The organism is Helicobacter sp. 219-2, from assembly GCF_030053225.1.
Lineage (GTDB): Bacteria > Campylobacterota > Campylobacteria > Campylobacterales > Helicobacteraceae > Helicobacter > Helicobacter pylori_C.
On the sequence record NZ_JASGBS010000001.1, the window covers coordinates 1,221,443 to 1,239,606 of the forward strand.

The 18,164-nt window shown below is 39.0% G+C and carries 9 protein-coding genes and 2 pseudogenes; 5 read left to right on the forward strand and 6 right to left on the reverse strand.

Going from position 1 to position 18,164, the window contains the following annotated elements:
• Positions 1-18 precede the first annotated feature (18 nt).
• A pseudogene (locus P6280_RS05985) lies at positions 19-1,535 on the reverse strand (catalase).
• Between the two features lie 318 nt (positions 1,536-1,853).
• Here P6280_RS05985 and P6280_RS05990 point away from each other — a divergent pair.
• Entirely contained in the window at positions 1,854-4,229 is a 2,376-nt protein-coding gene (locus tag P6280_RS05990; RefSeq protein ID WP_283237468.1) for a TonB-dependent receptor, read from the forward strand.
• Here P6280_RS05990 and ruvC read toward each other — a convergent pair whose 3' ends face one another.
• A complete protein-coding gene (gene ruvC, locus P6280_RS05995; RefSeq protein WP_001221177.1) occupies positions 4,230-4,703 on the reverse strand; it encodes a crossover junction endodeoxyribonuclease RuvC in 474 nt (157 codons plus the stop codon). It abuts the gene before it with no gap.
• Between the two features lie 129 nt (positions 4,704-4,832).
• On the opposite strand from ruvC, the gene P6280_RS06000 reads away from it, so the two are divergent.
• Positions 4,833-5,558 carry an NYN domain-containing protein gene (locus P6280_RS06000; protein ID WP_000646759.1) on the forward strand — a complete coding sequence of 242 codons (726 nt, stop codon included), beginning with the start codon at positions 4,833-4,835 and terminating at the stop codon, positions 5,556-5,558.
• A 455-nt stretch (positions 5,559-6,013) separates the two neighbouring features.
• On the opposite strand, the gene P6280_RS06005 is transcribed toward P6280_RS06000, so the two are convergent.
• From P6280_RS06005 to P6280_RS06020, 4 genes are read right to left on the reverse strand one after another with little or no spacing between them, the layout of a single operon-like run.
• Positions 6,014-8,365, reverse strand: a complete 2,352-nt coding sequence (locus P6280_RS06005; RefSeq protein ID WP_283237267.1) for a DUF3519 domain-containing protein — start codon at positions 8,363-8,365, stop codon at positions 6,014-6,016.
• Between the two features lie 9 nt (positions 8,366-8,374).
• Positions 8,375-8,617, reverse strand: coding sequence for a hypothetical protein (locus P6280_RS06010; RefSeq protein WP_283237268.1), 243 nt, complete (start codon positions 8,615-8,617; stop codon positions 8,375-8,377).
• Between the two features lie 56 nt (positions 8,618-8,673).
• Positions 8,674-9,225: a Holliday junction branch migration protein RuvA gene (ruvA, locus tag P6280_RS06015; protein WP_283237269.1), complete on the reverse strand. Its 552-nt coding sequence runs from the start codon at positions 9,223-9,225 to the stop codon at positions 8,674-8,676.
• A 24-nt stretch (positions 9,226-9,249) separates the two neighbouring features.
• Positions 9,250-11,094, reverse strand: coding sequence for a FapA family protein (locus P6280_RS06020; protein ID WP_283237270.1), 1,845 nt, complete (start codon positions 11,092-11,094; stop codon positions 9,250-9,252).
• Positions 11,095-11,186: 92 nt separating this feature from the next.
• Between P6280_RS06020 and murJ the strand changes: the two genes are divergently transcribed.
• The 3 genes and pseudogenes from murJ to P6280_RS06035 all read left to right on the forward strand — a co-directional run bounded on the left by murJ (position 11,187) and on the right by P6280_RS06035 (position 18,141).
• Positions 11,187-12,647, forward strand: a complete 1,461-nt coding sequence (gene murJ, locus P6280_RS06025; protein ID WP_283237271.1) for a murein biosynthesis integral membrane protein MurJ — start codon at positions 11,187-11,189, stop codon at positions 12,645-12,647.
• A complete protein-coding gene (gene cysS / locus P6280_RS06030) occupies positions 12,648-14,045 on the forward strand; it encodes a cysteine--tRNA ligase (RefSeq protein ID WP_283237272.1) in 1,398 nt (465 codons plus the stop codon).
• Positions 14,046-14,267: 222 nt separating this feature from the next.
• A pseudogene (locus tag P6280_RS06035) lies at positions 14,268-18,141 on the forward strand (vacuolating cyotoxin family protein).
• Positions 18,142-18,164: the final 23 nt, after the last annotated feature.

Below are 18,164 nucleotides of genomic sequence, written 5' to 3' on the forward strand. Positions count from 1 at the left end.
AACGCTTAAAGAAAAGGGTTACTTTTTCTTTTTTGTGTGGTGCATGTCTTTTCCATGCATGTCTTTCATCATTTTTTGGTGTTTTTCAAGAGCTTTTTTAACTCCCTCAGCGTATTTGGGATCAGCTTTCTTGAAATGCTCCAATTGTTTATCCACAATTTCCTTATGGGTAACATGAGCTAAAGACTCTCCAATAGTGTCATGCAACCTTTCTTTTTCATCAGCTGGCAATGAGCGGTAGTAATCACCTGGTTGGGTGTAGTAATCGCTATCATCAGCTCTGTAATCCCAATTCCACACTTCAAACTCTTTCTCAATATGAGCTAAGTTGAACTTAGGATCTCTCGCGCTCTTATCTTCTTTATAACCTGGCAATGAGCTAGGCGTATAGTTTTGTAAAGAGCCATAGTATCCGTTTTGCATGTAGCCATCTCTGCTAGAAGAGTGGAACGGGCACCTTGGTTTATTGACCGGTATCTGAGGATAATTAACCCCTAAGCGGTAGCGGTGTGTGTCCCCATAAGAGAACAAGCGCCCTTGTAACATCCTATCAGGGCTATAGCCAATTCCAGGAACGACATTAGCCGGAGAGAATGCCGCTTGTTCCACTTCTGCGAAATAGTTTTCAGGATTTTTATTCAACTCTACAATGCCCACTTCCATCAATGGATAATCTTTGAGATACCAAATTTTAGTCACATCAAACGGATGGAATCGATACTTCTTAGCATCTTCTTCTGGCATCACTTGAATGCTTAATTTCCATTTTGGGAAATCCCCTCTAGCGATCGCATTGAATAAATCCCTTTGATTGGAATCAGGATCATGCTTTCTGATTTCTGCGGCTTCTTCATTAGTCAAGTGCTTAACGCCTTGCATGGTTTCAAAGTGGAATTTCACCCAAAAGCGTTCGCCTTTTGCGTTGATAAGGCTGAAAGTGTGGCTGCCAAAACCATCCATGTGGCGGAAAGATTTAGGAATACCCCTATCGCTCATAACCCATGTTACTTGATACAAACTTTCAGGAACATTGCTCCAAAAATCCCATACCATGTCGGGGTTAGGCAAATTGGTTTGAGGATCTCGTTTTTGAGTGTGGATGAAATCAGGGAATTTGATCGCATCACGGATAAAGAAAACAGGCGTGTTATTCCCTACTAAATCCCAGTTACCTTCTTCAGTGTAATACTTCATCGCAAAACCTCTAGGGTCTCTCACTGCATCCGCACTGCTCTTTCACCAGCCACAGTAGAGAATCTGAAAAAGCATTCGGTTTTTTTGCCCACTTTAGAGAAAATTTTCGCCTTAGTGTATTTAGTGATGTCTTTAGTCACGGTGAAAGTGCCATAAGCTCCGCTTCCTTTAGCATGCACCACCCTTTCAGGGATTCTTTCTCTGTCAAACGCCGCTAATTTTTCCAAAAACCAAGTGCTTTGTAATAAAACAGGACCTCTAGGACCAGCCGTAATCACATTGTTGTCATCCCAAACGGGAGCACCAAAAGCAGTGGTTTGTTTCACATCTTTATTAACCATCTTTTTTCCTTTATTCGATTTTAAATCTTCGTAATCTGACACCAAGCCGATTACTTGTGGTGATTATCACATAATTTGTTATATAAAGACTAACAAGATTCAATTTCTTTAAAAAATCCTTTTTTTAAGAATAAAAAAACCCCTTAAGTATTTCTATTTGTAACAATTAATGAAAATAAGAAAGATTAAAAACAAAATTTTATTTTTAATCTAGTTTTAATAATAATTATCATACTATTCTATCTCAATGCATTGACGGATTTTGTTTTTTTTTTTTGATTTTTATTTTTTGATTTTTAGATTAAGGAGAGTTGTTTGATATTTTTAAGATCATACCCAAAGCTTAGATACGCTTTATGTTTCCCCCTACTCGCTGATACTTGCTATAGTGCGGATCACACTCTAGGCAAGGTTACCACCCAAGCTAAAAGGATTTTCACTTACAACAATGAGTTTAAAGTAACTTCTAAAGAATTAGATCAACGCCAAAGCAATGAAGTCAAGGACTTGTTTAGGACTAACCCTGATGTGAATGTGGGCGGAGGGAGCGTGATGGGGCAGAAAATCTATGTGAGAGGCATTGAAGACAGGCTTTTAAGGGTTACGGTGGATGGGGCTGCACAAAATGGCAATATCTACCACCACCAAGGCAACACCGTGATTGACCCTGGCATGCTCAAAAGCGTGGAAGTTACCAAAGGTGCAGCGAATGCGAGCGCAGGGCCAGGAGCGATTGCAGGAGTGATTAAAATGGAGACTAAAGGAGCGGCTGATTTTATCCCTAGGGGGAAAAATTATGCAGCCAGTGGGGCGGTGAGTTTTTATACCAATTTTGGGGACAGAGAAACTTTCAGATCGGCTTACCAAAGCGCGCATTTTGATATTATCGCTTATTACACGCACCAAAACATCTTCTATTATAGAAGCGGCGCTACAGCGATGAAAAACCTTTTCAAACCCACACAAGCCGATAAAGAGCCAGGAACTCCCAGCGAGCAAAACAACGCTTTAGTTAAAATGAATGGCTATTTGAGCGACAGAGACACGCTCACTTTCAGCTGGAACATGACACGAGATAACGCTACACGCCCCTTAAGGAGTAACGCTATAGGGTTAGCCTATCCTTGTGAAGCCCCTTTTAGCCCAGATAGCGACCAAGGGTGTCCTAATGTGTTGGATAGTTTCACAAGATACATGTATCACTCCGTCAATACTGCCAACAATCTTTCCTTACAATACAAAAGGGAAGCGGGAAATTCTTTTGGCGACCCACGATTGGATTTTACCCTTTATACAAGCATTAGAAACGCTCAATTTGATCCCCTATTTGATCCTAATGGCGTTTATGCTAGATTCCCCACTTCTCAAGCGAGTGCATGGGAAAAAGAAAATTACCCATGCGTTGAAGGCGGGTATTGCACCCCAAGCTTTTCAGATGTGGATAAACCAAGCTCACAGCCTAGAAATTTGTTTTTAAACAACACCGGCTTAAACCTTAAAGTCGCGCATGTGATTGATGAAGCCACAGACAGCCTTTTTGAATACGGATTCAATTACCAAAATTTAAGCGTTTTTGACGCTCGCATCCCTAAATCAGAATTATACAGGCCTAATCAAGTCTATACTGATGATAAAGGACAAAAACAAATCGCTTGCTCTCTTGTGGATAATAACCCCAATGACCCTACTTTATGCCAAAGAGGGAAAGCGAACGGGAATATTTATGGAGGCTATGTGCAAGCGAATTACTCGCCCCATAAAATCATCACTTTTGGAGCCGGGGTAAGGTGGGACGCATACACGCTTTATGATAAAGACTGGAACCACCGCTACACTCAAGGCTTTAGCCCTAGTGCGGCTCTTGTGATCAGCCCCATTGAGCCTTTATCTTTAAAAATCACTTATTCTCAAGTTACAAGGGGGGTTATGCCAGGAGATGGCGTGTATATGCGCCAAAACGATTTACGATACGCTAAAAATATCAAGCCTGAAGTGGGCTCTAACGCTGAATTTAATATTGATTATTCAGGCCAGTATTTTAGCGGGAGGGCTGCGGCGTTTTATCAAGCTTTGGATAATTTCATCTCACAATACGCGCAAAATTTGATTGTAACCAATTTGAGTCAAGCGATTAGGATTTATGGCTATGAAGTGGGCGGGACTTTCAAATACAAGGGTGTGAGTTTGAATGTAGGGATCTCGCGCACTTGGCCCACCACTAGGGGGTATTTAATGGCAGACAGCTATGAGCTTGCCGCAAGCACCGGTAATGTTTTTATCATTAAATTGGATTACACCATCCCCAAAACAGGGATCAATCTTGCTTGGCTTAGCCGTTTTGTTACCGGTTTAGATTATTGTGGGTTTGATATTTACTTGCCTGATTACGGGACGGCTGAAAAACCCAAAACCCCTACCGATTTAGCCAAATGCGGATCCCAATTAGGGTTAGTGCATATGCATAAACCGGGCTATGGTGTGAGTAATTTTTATATCAATTGGAGTCCTAAAACCAAAAGCCATTGGAAAGGTTTGTTGCTTTCAGCCGTGTTTAATAATGTTTTCAACAAATTCTATGTGGATCAAACAAGCCCTTATGTCATGAGCCCGGATATGCCAGGAACTGACGCTATTAAAAGAGCGATCGCAGAGCCCGGGTTTAACGCGCGCTTTGAAGTGGCTTACAAATGGTAGTTAATGGAGCTTCAATCGTTGCGCATGCGTGATAGCAACGGCTATCGCATCGCTAATATCCAAAGGCTTGATTTCGCTTGCGATGTTAAGCAAGCGTTTGACCATAAAGGCCACTTGCTCTTTAGCGGCTTTCCCGTTACCGGTTAGGGCTTTTTTGACTTGTAAGGGCGTGTATTCGCTAAAATTACCGATCCTTTCTAAAATCTTTAAGGACAACGCCCCCCTGAATTGCGCGAGCTTGATCACGCTTTTAGGGTTATACCCAAAGAAAATATCTTCAATCGCTACTTCATTGACTTCATAACGATCCAATAAGCAATCTAAGGCTTCTATCAAATCTAAAATCTGTTCTTGCAAGCGTGTCGTGGTGATGTTAATGAACCCGGCCGTGATTAAAGAAAGCTTGTTAGAAGTGTGAGAGATGATAGCATACCCGCATTTCCTACTGCCCGGATCTATCCCTAAAATACGCATCAACCATTCCTGTTATTTATCGCAAGGTTTAAAAAACGCTATTATTATATCCATGTTTCTTGTTAGTGCAAAATACAAGATTGCATTAAAACTTTTAAAAAATTTAGCATATAAATAAGGGAGCAATAAATGAAAGCAAACACAATCATACTAGTGGATTGGGAGAATTTCAGGCGCGATATTAAACAAACAAAATGCGTTAATTATAATATCGCTTTAGATGTGATCGTTACTATTAGGGCTTTTTTACTAGATGATGAGAGGATCAGTCGTATTTACTTTTATACCACCCCACCCTTTGATTTTGAACATGCGTTATGGGATAAGAGGAATGACACCCTCCAAAATGAAAAAAATCCGGGAACAGAAATGAAAATCTTCACAAGCAACGACATTGAAGAGATCTTGCAAAGCAGTGAAGCGACCAAATGGGAGAAGATTTATAGCGATGTGGAAAATTTCCAACACGATCTAGCTTCATTGGATCAAGTGGAATTAAGGTTAGGGAGGACTAAGTTAAACGCAATAAGAGTGGAGTTTGATGGGAGTTATAGGGCGTTATTAGAACAAAAGCAGGTGGATATGCTCATGGGTCTTGACATTCAAAGAATAGCCTTTAAAAAAATAGCCGATAGGATTCTTATCTTTTCAAAAGATACGGATTTAATCCCTGCGCTCAAATTAGCCAGAGATGAGGGGCTACGGGTGGATATTGCCGATTTGTCTAACCGATTGTCTCTCCTTAGCCAGGATTTGAAATACAATTCGGATAAAGTGAGGAAATTGAGTAGTAACGAAGTCAAAGACAAGCTTTTTTCAATCAGAGAAAATCTCACTAAAACCAACTGGGCTTAAACTAAAAAACCAACGAAGTTCTGGTAACGATGCAAACAGAGTAACCACAATTTCTTTTTTTAAAGATTAAAGAAATAAAACAAGGAGTCAATCCAACCCGATTGATTTAAAAAGGCTTTAACCAAAGAACCAACCCATTAACGATTCTCATTCCTTAGGTTGTGGGAGTTTAAAATGAAGGGTTTTACTGCCCTTATTGGTTTGGACTTTAATCTCCATGAGATTTTTGCAATCGTGTTCTATTGTCAGAGATTCTCCAAATTTAAGCGTGAACATAGCGGTTTTTTTGACTGGGTGGGTGAGGCTTTATTTTCATATTCTCTTACTCCTTGACTTATTGAAGTTTTTGTTTTATACTTTCAAAATACATTAGCTTTATCAAATATGTCTAGCACTCAGCTCATAACTGATGGTCAATTGCTATTCTGAGATTTTGCTAATGTTATTCCTTATATTCACTTTTTTGTGTTAGAATTAGGTTCATTGGAGTTTAAGGGTAGAATCTCACTCTTTGTAATTAGTGGAGATGTATATAAACTTTCACTATCCTCTAACTTTTCATAACTTGTTATGACCCAATGATTAGGTAATTTTTCTCCTTTCCGATTATCCTTTAAACCTACTCTTATATTTTCGTATTCAATAGCTATTCTGCCGTTATTATCAACCTTAACGCCTTTGTCAATAGCTTCAGGTATCGTTTTAGCTATATTTAGGGCGTATTCTTTAGCTTCTGCTTCACTTAAGCCTTTCTTCATCTCGTTAGATATTCTACGCTCTAATATATGCGCTAATCCATAACCGTCGCTATCTTTAGTCTTTGGCGTTCCCCAAACTAAATCAATATCCCCTAAACCTTCCTTATGAAACGCTCCCGCTACAAAACCTTTTTTAGTTTCTAAAAGCTTGTTGATCGCTCCTAAACCATCATTTTTAAACTCGCTATAATTATGTCCCCATTCGCTAGGCGTTTCAAGTTTTGGTTTAATCGTTTTCTCGTTTTCTTTTTGCCTGTCCTTAACGGCTTGTATTAAGCGCTTTAAGGTAGGGTTATTTTCATTAGGCTCTCTATTGGCCATTAAAAGGTAATGCGTGAAATCGTAAATATCAATGTCTTTAAATTCCTTACTATTAGGATCGAACATGTCTTTTGTAACATCTGCGATCTTGAATTCTTTCAAACCTTTTTTAATGTTATCGCTTCTTAAGGCTTCAAATAACGCTTTGCTCGGATCATCAAACCTCGCAAATCGTGCTACGCTTGCTCCTAAAATCTCGCTTATATCGCTCACGCTTTGATCGCTCTTTTCAAACATGTCTAACGAACTCGTTTTATAGAATTTTTCGCTCAAATCTTTCAGGCTTTCGCTTGTGCTTTGATAATTCTTTAAATTCGCAAAACTGCGATCCATAATATTGCTTAGATAAGCGTTTAAGCTCACATTAGGAAAACTCATATCATGGATTAAATTGTGAAAACTGCCCGCATTATCTACAAACATTTTTTTCACTTTTTCATAGCTTTTAATATCGTTTGTAAATTCTTTCTGCCAGCGGTTTAATAACTCTATCCCTTGCGTTTTAGTGCGTGGCATGTTAAACATTAAAAGGGCTAGGTTGCTATCGGTTACATTAGGATGAGTAGCCTTATCAAAATTAAGATTTTTAGCAACGATATTTTTTAATGAGTAAATGCTATCAGCGTTTAATTGGGTTTCTAATTCTTTTAATTTAGGCTCGTAGTGGATTAAAACCGCTATCGCATGATCGCTCTCGCTATTGAAGCGGCCTTGATTAGATGAAGCCGCTAAATTGTTGATCTCGGTGTTGTTTAAGCGTTTAGAAGGCAAGCGCACTAATAGCTCGTCCGGCTTTAAATCTATGTGATAATATTCCTTGATCGCTCTTTCGTAAGCAAAACGGCTTTTAGGCGTGAAATTTAGCATGCCTTGGACTCGGTGGTTCCCTGCGATCACTTGGCCGTCGTGTAAAACGATCGGTAAATCTTCAAAACCTCCACTCCCAAATATCTTTTTAGGATCAAAATTCTCAGCAATGCTTTTAATCTGTTCTTCGTTCATGTCCGTGCGTTTTTGCGTCCCGCCTGTGGTAAAGCTTGGTTTTAAATCTTTTGCTTTCACGATCGCATAATCTAGATCGTAAATCTCTCTTTCATTCAACCGAACTCGGCTTTTAGGGATTTGCGTTTGTGTGTGTGTGGGTATATCCTCTCCTACTTCTATTTTAGTCTGACTTTCAATGTTTCCTGCATTGCCTCGCTCGTGTTCTAATTTCTTTTTTAAAGCTTCTTTGCGTTTTATCTCTTGCTCTTTTAAGCGTGTAAATTCTTTTTCGCTTTCTAGCTTCTCGCTTTCTAACTTGGCAAGCTTTTCGGCGTTAGCTTGTTCTAATGGGCTTAAATTTTGCGTTTTTAGCGGGTTTTCTGTTGTTTTAAGTGGGTTTTCTTGTGTTTTTAGTAATTCCTCTTGACTTGTATAAAAATCAAAAATCTTATTTCCATTGTTTAAATCATCTACTACTAACATAAGCTTTACGCCGTTGTTATCCCATTCGTAAGCGTATCTAAATCCGTTTTTAATCCTTTCAAAACTCTCTAATAACACACTTCCGTTTTTGATAACTTCGCTCATGTTAAGTAGTTCTTCATTAGTTAGTCCGTTCTCTTCTCCGTTCTGCTTTCTTAGTATTTTTCTAGCTCCTGCATTCCTTGATCCTTGCTCTAAAATGTAAAGATCGTTTAAGTCTATCCCTTTGATTTCTGTTTGATCTAACTCGCCCTTAAACACCTTTAAAACTTATTGCTGTTCTTTAGTGAGCTTGCTTTCATCAATCTTTTGTAATTCTTTTAAGGCTTTTTCGTATTTAGTCGCTTTCTCTTTAATTTCTTCGCTCGCTTGTTTAACGCCGTTATTAAGCTCTTCAATGATTTTAAGCGTGTTGTTGGTGAATTGAGAATTTTTAGCGCTTAATTCTAATTGCTTACTAAAATCGCTTATGGTGTGGCTTCGTTCAAGCGCTCGTTTAATGTGATACTTCAAGGCTGCGCCTGCGGTGGCTTCGTTCTAACACATAAACGCTAAACTAAAAACTTTTTTTAAGAGCGCAGTTGTTGTAAGGCTTCTTTAATCGCTGCTTCGGTGCTGAGATGGGGTTTTAGGGTTTTTAAAACTTTATTGATTTCAGCGCTTTTAAAGCCCAAACTCTCTAGGGCTAAAAAGACTTCATTGCACACAGGGCTAGTTTCATCTTGAATGAAAAAACCAATCAAATCCACCATGATCTTATCAGCGAGCTTTTTGCCTATGCCTGGGACTTGCTGGAGTCTTTTGACTTCTTTAGTAGCGATAATGTTTTCAAATTCATTTGGCGAAAAGCTTGAAAGAATGGCTAAAGCGATACGCCCCCCTACCCCATTGATTTTTAAAAGCCTTTCAAAGAGGATTTTTTCGCTCTCTTCTAAAAACCCGTATAAAGGATGCGCATCTTCTTTAATGACTTGTAAGATTTTCAAACGCGCTTTTTGGCCCGCTTGGAGCAAAGCAGAAGTCCGCATAGAAACTTGCACCCCATAAACAACCCCTTGCACTTCTATATGCACTTCTAAAGCAGAAATTTTTTCCACAACCCCTATCAAACCCACTATCATTTTATCCCTTTTTTATTTCTCGCTCTAGCCTTTTATAGCGCTTTTAGGAACTTTTTTGATTTTATGATCTTCATAGATCACATTCACGCTTTCATTATGGCTTAACATAGCGCTCAAGTTGCTCACTTTAGGGTAATTGCGATGGTAGATCACGATATTTTCTTGCTTGAAAGGGTTTTTAGTCATAACGCTTGCATGTTGGAAGCTGTTTTCTATGCTAATGAGTTTAGCGTAACATTCGTTATTGATTTTTTGCAATTCTAGCATTTGGGCTTTTAAGATTTTCAAACGCTTTAAAGCAAACATAAACTCGCTATAAGCGTCTTTCACGCTTTCTTGTTGCATTAAAGAGCGTTTGATTTCTTCGGTGGCGTTTTTAAGCTTTTCCATGATGGCTTGATGGTTTTTGACTAAATGGTTTAAAAACTGGTGCTGAGCGATGATTTTTTTAGATTTTAACCCTAATGCATTGAGTTTTTGTTTAGCGGCTTTCAATTCTTCTTGGTTTTCTCGCCCCCCAAAAGCGTAAAAAATAAAGCGGTTGCCATTACCATCCACTTCATCAATCAAACATTGCTTGGAAAAATACAGCTTGTTATCGCTTTTGAGCTTTTCTAAAGCGATTTCTTTCGCATAGACCATGCTCCCCGCGCTCGCTTCCACTTTAACGCTATTGGCATACACCTTAGCGCGCTCTAAATACTTGCACTCAAACTCTTTAGCGTAGCACACGCCCTTATGGTTAGTGATACGCGCTTTATTGGCATAGACATAGCTTTCAGGGTGGATTTGCCCTTCTATAGTAATTTCTTTAGCCACTAAGATCACATTCTTGCCCACATTGCCCTTAATGTTAATCGCGCTCGCTTCTAAAATGAGGTTAGAATCAATCGCATCGCTCAATTCATCTTTAGCTTGAATCTCTAAAACCAACCCGCTCTCCACTCCCCCTAAAAGATTGGGCGTTTCAATGGATTTGATCCCGTTTTTAAAAACAAAATTTTGATTAGAAATCAAACGCCCTTTTTCCATTTTAACCCCTTGTAAGGCTTTGGAGTAATACACTAAAGCGTTATTTTCTTCTCTTTCTTCAAAAGCGTTTTTGTCATGCCCTATAGGGGTGGGCGAATTGGCAACTTTAGATAATTCAATATAAAGGCCTTTAAGGTTACGGCCGTCTTTGCCTTGTTTGGGGTAATTCACGCAAGCGACTTTTTGATTTTCTTTAGCGATATAATCATTTTCTTTAACCAACGATTCTTCTTGATCGCTTAAGGGAACAATGTGCGTTGGAAGGTATTCTTCTTCTAATAAAAAATGGGATTGTTCTTCTGTATTAGGGATAAAGGTTAAAGAAGCGTATAAAATAAAACGCTTGTTTTGGGCTTCTTTTTTATATTTTCTTAACTCTGTTTTTAGATTTTCATACATTTGTGAAAGGTGGCGAAACACCACGCCTTGAAAGGCTAAACACTCTTTAATATACGCAAACATTTCTTGGTAATGCTCTTCAGTGTCTAGGACAATAAAACACTCGTCTAAAACGATTTCTATTTTACTCAAATGTTCATCCACTTTTACTTCAAAAAAGCGCTTATAAGCGTTTGATTTGATTTTAATGTCGTGGGTTTGATAAAGGGTTAGCTCTTTTTTTTCATAGTATTCATCTTCTTCTAATTGTTGCAATTCCCCACCAAAAGCCTCGCTAAAATCGTCTTTAGCACTGTTTTTGATAAAAATAGAAGTTTTTAAAATCTCAAACCATAGATCTTCTATTTGTAATTTATTTTCAGCGGCCGCTTTTTTTAACTCTTTTTGAATGTCTTTGCACCGCTCAACTTTTATAGGGGCAAAATGCTCCAAGCTCATTTTTTAATCCTTAAATGGTATAATATAAGAATTTGAAAAAAGGAATATGCTAACAAAAAAACGCTGAAAATTAGGTAATAAATACAACTAGTATGCTAAAAAAAATATTTTTAACCAATAGCTTAGGGATTTTATGCTCTAGGATTTTTGGCTTTTTACGGGATTTGATGATGGCTAATATTCTAGGGGCTGGGGTGTATAGCGATATTTTCTTTGTGGCTTTCAAATTGCCTAATTTATTCAGGCGTATTTTTGCAGAAGGCTCTTTTTCTCAAAGCTTTTTACCAAGCTTCATACGAAGTTCCATTAAAGGGAGCTTTGCGAGTTTGGTGGGGATTATTTTTTGTAGCGTTTTATTGATATGGTGCTTATTGGTGGCATTAAATCCCTTGTGGCTAACCAAACTCCTAGCTTACGGCTTTGATGAAGAAAAAATCAAACTATGCGCCCCTATTGTAGCGATCAATTTTTGGTATCTTTTATTGGTGTTTATCACCACCTTTTTAGGCGCGCTTTTGCAATACAAACACAGCTTTTTTGCCAGCGCTTATAGCGCAAGCTTACTCAATTTATGCATGATTTTAGCCCTTTTCATTTCTAAAGAAAAAACGCATTTAGAAGCGTTGTATTATTTGAGCTATGGCGTGCTTTTAGGGGGCGTGGCTCAAATTTTATTACACTTTTATCCTTTAGTAAAATTAGGCTTATGGGCTTTATTATGGAAAGGATTTTTGAGCTTTAAGACTAAAAACGCGCTCAAAAAAAAATACCGCTCTCAAAGAGTTAAAAAGGATTTGAAAGCGTTTTTCAAGCAATTCCTCCCCAGCGTTTTAGGCAATTCTAGCGCTCAGATCGCTTCTTTTTTAGACACCACGATAGCCTCTTTTCTAGCGAGCGGGAGCGTGTCTTATTTGTATTACGCTAATAGAGTCTTCCAGCTCCCTTTAGCTTTATTTGCCATAGCCATATCCACAGCCCTTTTCCCTAGCATTGCGATCGCTATTAAAAACAATCAGCAGGATTTAATCTTAAAACGCTTGCAAAAGGCGTGGTTTTTTTTGGTGGGGGTTTTGCTTCTTTGCAGCATTGGGGGAATAATGTTAAGCAAAGAAATCACAGAGCTTTTATTTGAAAGGGGGCAATTTAGCCCTAAAGACACCCTAATCACTTCGCAAGTCTTTTCGCTCTATCTTTTAGGCTTGCTCCCTTTTGGGCTAACCAAACTCTTTTCTTTATGGCTTTATGCGAAATTAGAGCAAAAAAAAGCGGCTAAAATCTCTTTAATTTCGCTTTTTTTAGGTTTAGTGGCTTCTTTGAGTTTAATGCCTTTGTTGGGGGTTTTAGGTTTGGCTTTAGCGAATAGTTTGAGCGGGTTATTTTTATTGGTTTTAACGATAAAAGCGTTTGGCTTTCAACCATTCTTGGGTATAATTAAAAATTTAAAATTATGGCTTGTAATTCTTTTTCTCGCTTGCGTGGAAATCTTATTACTCTTAGCGTTCAAATCGTGGGTTACACATTTATATTTATTTTATTATTTTCAAGGTTTTTAAATGTTTATTTATGACACCAAATTAAAACAAAAAGTCCCTTTTGAGCCTTTAGTTGAAAAAAAGGCGAATATTTATGTGTGCGGGCCTACGGTGTATGATGACGCTCATTTAGGGCATGCCAGGAGCGCGATTGCTTTTGATTTGTTAAGGCGCACGCTTGAATTGAGCGGCTATGAAGTGGTGCTAGTAAGGAATTTCACGGATATTGACGATAAAATCATCAACAAAGCCCTAAAAGAAAACAAAAGCATTCAAGAATTAAGCAGTATTTATATTGAATCTTACACGAGGGATTTAAACGCTTTGAATGTGAAAAAACCCAGCCTAGAGCCTAAAGCGAGCGAGTATTTAGACGCTATGGTGGGCATGATTGAAACGCTTTTAGAAAAAAATATCGCTTATCAGATCTCTAATGGGGATATTTATTTAGACACGAGCAAGGATAAAGATTACGGCTCTTTGAGCGTGCATAATAGCAGCATTGAATTTAGCCGTATTGGTTTGGTGCAAGAAAAACGGCTTGAGCAGGATTTTGTGTTATGGAAAAGCTATAAGGGGGATAATGATGTGGGCTTTGATAGCCCTTTAGGCAAAGGGCGTCCTGGCTGGCATATAGAATGCTCTAGCATGATCTTTAAAACTTTAGCGCTCACTGACACCCCTTATCAAATTGACATCCATGCAGGCGGAGCGGATTTGTTATTCCCCCACCATGAAAATGAAGCGTGCCAAACCCGTTGCGCCTTTGGCGTGGAGCTTGCCAAATACTGGATGCATAATGGCTTTGTGAATATCAATAACGAAAAAATGTCTAAAAGTTTAGGGAATAGCTTTTTCATTAAAGACGCTCTCAAAAACTATGATGGCGAAATTTTGCGCAATTACTTACTGGGGGTGCATTATCGCTCTGTTTTGAATTTCAATGAAGAAGACTTACTGGTGAGTAAAAAACGCTTGGATAAAATCTATCGTTTAAAACAGCGCGTTTTAGGGACTCTTGGAGGAATAAATCCAAACTTTAAAAAAGAAATTTTAGAATGCATGCAAGATGATTTAAACATTTCTAAAGCGTTGAGCGTTTTAGAAAGCATGCTTTCTTCCACTAATGAAAAACTGGATCAAAACCCTAAAAACAAAGCTTTAAAGGGCGAAATTTTAGCGAATTTGAAATTCATAGAAGAACTGCTTGGCATCGGGTTTAAAAACCCTGTAGAATATTTCCAATTAGGCGTGAGTGGGAGCGAAAAACAAGAAATTGAAAACAAGATAGAAGAAAGAAAACGCGCCAAAGAACAAAAAGATTTTTTAAAAGCCGATCGCATCAGAGAAGAGCTTTTAAACCACAAAATCGCTTTGATGGACACCCCACAAGGCACGATTTGGGAGAAGTTTTTTTAAACGCCTCCAATTTTACCTTTTTACACATTCTAGCCACAAATTTCAATATTTTTGCTTTTTAATCTTGTAAATTTTATATTCATTTACCTAATACTTGATAAAATTGGACATCGGTTGTAAATACTATATATTTATAACCTTAATCGTAAATACAACAGAAATTTTCTAGTCTAAAGTCGCACCCTTTGTGCAAAAATCGTTTCACAAAAAGAAAGGAAGAAAATGGAAATACAACAAACACACCGCAAAATCAATCGCCCTTTGGTTTCTCTTGCTTTAGTAGGAGCGTTGGTCAGCATCACACCGCAACAAAGTCATGCCGCCTTCTTTACAACCGTGATCATTCCAGCCATTGTTGGGGGTATCGCTTCAGGCGCTGCTGTAGGAACGGTCTCAGGGCTTCTTGGTTGGGGGCTCAAACAAGCCGAAGAAGCGAATAAAACTCCGGATAAACCCGATAAAGTGGCGCATTCAAGCAGGAAGAGGTTTTAATGAATTCCCTAACAAGGAATACGACTTATACAAATCCCTTTTATCCAGTAAGATTGATGGAGGTTGGGATTGGGGGAATGCCGCTAGGCATTATTGGGTCAAAGGCGGGCAATGGAACAAGCTTGAAGTGGATATGAAAGATGCTGTAGGGACTTATAAGCTTTCAGGGCTAAGAAACTACACCGGTGGGGATTTAGATGTCAATATGCAAAAAGCCACTTTGCGTTTGGGTCAATTCAATGGCAATTCTTTCACAAGCTTTAAAGATAGCGCTGATCGCACCACGAGAGTGGATTTCAACGCTAAAAATATCTTAATTGATAATTTTTTAGAAATCAATAATCGTGTGGGTTCTGGAGCCGGCAGAAAAGCCAGCTCTACGGTTTTAACTTTGCAAGCTTCAGAAGGGATCACTAGCGATAAAAACGCGGAAATTTCTCTTTATGATGGCGCCACGCTTAATTTGGCTTCAAACAGCGTTAAATTAATGGGTAACGTGTGGATGGGCCGTTTGCAATATGTGGGAGCGTATTTGGCCCCTTCATACAGCACGATAAACACTTCAAAAGTGACAGGGGAAGTGAATTTTAACCATCTCACTGTGGGCGATCGAAACGCCGCTCAAGCAGGCATTATCGCCAGTAAAAAGACTTATATTGGCACACTGGATTTGTGGCAAAGCGCGGGGTTAAATATCATCGCCCCTCCAGAAGGTGGTTATAAGGATAAACCTAATAATACCAATTCTCAAAGTGGTGCTAAAAACGACAAAGATGAAAGCGCTAAAAACGACAAACAAGATAGTAACACTCAGGTCATTAACCCACCCAATAGCGGACAAAAAACAGAAATTCAACCCACGCAAGTCATTGATGGGCCTTTTGCTGGCGCCAAAGACACGGTGGTCAATATCAACCGCATCAACACTAACGCTGATGGCACGATTAAAGTGGGAGGGTATACAGCTTCTCTTACCACCAATGCGGCTAATTTGAATATCGGCAAAGGCGGTGTCAATCTGTCCAATCAAGCGAGCGGGCGCTCTCTTTTAGTGGAAAATCTAACCGGGAATATCACCGTTGATGGGGCTTTAATGGTGAATAATCAAGTGGGCGGTTATGCTTTGGCAGGATCAAGCGCGAATTTTGAGTTTAAGGCTGGTGTGGATACCAAAAACGGCACAATCGCTTTTAATAACAATATCAGTCTGGGAAGATTTGTGAATTTAAAAGCGAGCGCTCATACGGTCAATTTTAAAGATATTGATACTGGTAATGGTGGTTTCAACACCTTAGATTTTAGTGGTGTTACAAACAAGGTCAATATCAACAAGCTCATTACAGCTTCCACTAATGTGGCCATTAAAAACTTCAACATTAATGAATTGTTGGTTAAAACCAATGGGATAAGTGTGGGGGAATACACTAATTTTAGCGAAGATATAGGCAATCAATCGCGCATCAACACCGTGCGTTTAGAAACTGGCACTAGGTCAATCTATTCTGGAGGTGTTAAGTTTAAAGGCGGTGAAAAACTGGTTATCAATGATTTTTACTACGCCCCTTGGAATTATTTTGACGCTAGGAATATTAAAAATGTTGAAATCACCAACAAACTTGCTTTTGGACCTCAAGGGAGTCCTTGGGGCACATCAAAACTTATGTTTAATAATCTAACCCTAGGCCCCAATGCAGTCATGGATTATAGCCAATTTTCAAATGTAACCATTCAGGGGAATTTTGTCAACAATCAAGGCACTATCAATTATTTGGTTCGAGGCGGGAACATAGAAACCTTAAGTGTAGGCAATGCAGCAGTCATGAGTTTTAATAATGATATAGATAGCGCAACTGGATTTTACAAACCACTTGTTAAGATTAACAGCGCTCAAGATCTCATTAAAAATAAAGAACATGTCTTATTGAAAGCGAAAATCATCGGTTATGAAAATGCTTCTTTAGGCACTAACAGCATTAGTAATGCTAATCTAATAGAACAATTCAACGAGCGCCTAGCCCTTTATAACAACAATAACCGCATGGATACTTGTGTGGTGCGAAATACCGATGACATTAAAGCATGCGGGATGGCTATCGGCGATCAAGCCATGGTGAATAACCCTGACAATTACAAGTATCTTATCGGTAAGGCATGGAAAAATATAGGTATCAGCAAAACGGCTAATGGCTCTAAAATCTCTGTGCGTTATTTAGGTAATGCTACACCTGCTGAGAATGGTGGCAATACCACAAACTTACCCACAAACACCACTAACAATGCGCGTTTCGCTAGCTACGCTCTCATAAAGAACGCTCCTTTCGCTCAAACTAGCGCCACGCCTAATTTAGTCGCTATCAATAAGCATGATTTTGGCACCATTGAAAGCGTATTTGAATTGGCTAACCGCTCTAAGGATATTGACACGCTTTATGCTAACTCAGGTGCGCAAGGCAGGGATCTCTTACAAACCTTATTGATTGATAGCCATAATGCAGGTTATGCCAGAACAATGATTGATGCTACAAGCGCTAATGAAATCACCAAGCAATTGAATACGGCCACTGACGCTTTAAACAACATAGCCAGTTTGGAGCATAAGACAAGCGGTTTACAAACTTTGAGCTTGAGCAATGCGATGATTTTAAATTCTCGTTTAGTCAATCTCTCTAGGAGACACACCAACAATATTGACTCGTTTGCCAGACGCTTGCAAGCTTTAAAAGACCAAAGATTCGCTTCTTTAGAAAGCGCAGCAGAAGTGTTGTATCAATTTGCCCCTAAATATGAAAAACCCACCAATGTTTGGGCTAACGCTATTGGAGGAGCGAGCCTAAATAGCGGAGGCAACACTTCATTATATGGCACAAGCGCCGGCGTAGATGCTTACCTTAATGAGAAAGTGGAAGCCATTGTGGGCGGATTTGGAAGCTATGGTTATAGCTCTTTTAATAATCAAGCGAACTCTCTTAACTCTGGGGCTAATAACGCTAATTTTGGCGTGTATAGCCGTATCTTTGCTAACCGGCATGAATTTGATTTTGAAGCTCAAGGAGCTGTAGGGAGTGATCAATCAAGCTTGAATTTCAAAAGCGCTCTATTAAGAGATTTGAATCAAAGCTACAATTACTTAGCCTATGGCGCTGCAGCAAGAGCGAGCTATGGTTATGACTTCGCGTTTTTTAGGAACGCTTTAGTGTTAAAACCAAGCGTGGGCGTGAGCTATAACCATTTAGGTTCAACCAACTTTGAAAGCAACAGCACCAATAAAGTGGCTTTAAAAAATGGTGCAAGCAGTCAGCATTTATTCAACGCTAGCGCTAATGTGGAAGCGCGTTATTATTATGGGGACACTTCATACTTCTATATGAATGCTGGAGTGTTACAAGAATTTGCTAATTTTGGTTCTAGCAATGCGGTGTCTTTAAACACCTTTAAAGTGAATGCTGCTCGCAATCCTTTAAATACCCATGCTAGAGTGATGATGGGTGGGGAATTGAAATTGGCTAAAGAAGTGTTTTTGAATTTGGGCTTTGTTTATTTGCACAATTTGATTTCCAATATAGGCCATTTCGCTTCCAATTTAGGAATGAGGTATAGTTTCTAAATATTGATCTAAATACCGCTATT

Excerpts from the sequence above, each read along its gene's own strand:
- ruvA (WP_283237269.1), bottom strand. The coding sequence starts at position 9,225 with ATGATAGTGGGTTTGATAGGGGTTGTGGAAAAAATTTCTGCTTTAGAA.
- P6280_RS06020 (WP_283237270.1), bottom strand. The coding sequence starts at position 11,094 with ATGAGCTTGGAGCATTTTGCCCCTATAAAAGTTGAGCGGTGCAAAGAC.
- P6280_RS06000 (WP_000646759.1), top strand. The coding sequence starts at position 4,833 with ATGAAAGCAAACACAATCATACTAGTGGATTGGGAGAATTTCAGGCGC.
- cysS (WP_283237272.1), top strand. The coding sequence starts at position 12,648 with ATGTTTATTTATGACACCAAATTAAAACAAAAAGTCCCTTTTGAGCCT.
- ruvC (WP_001221177.1), bottom strand. The coding sequence starts at position 4,703 with ATGCGTATTTTAGGGATAGATCCGGGCAGTAGGAAATGCGGGTATGCT.
- murJ (WP_283237271.1), top strand. The coding sequence starts at position 11,187 with ATGCTAAAAAAAATATTTTTAACCAATAGCTTAGGGATTTTATGCTCT.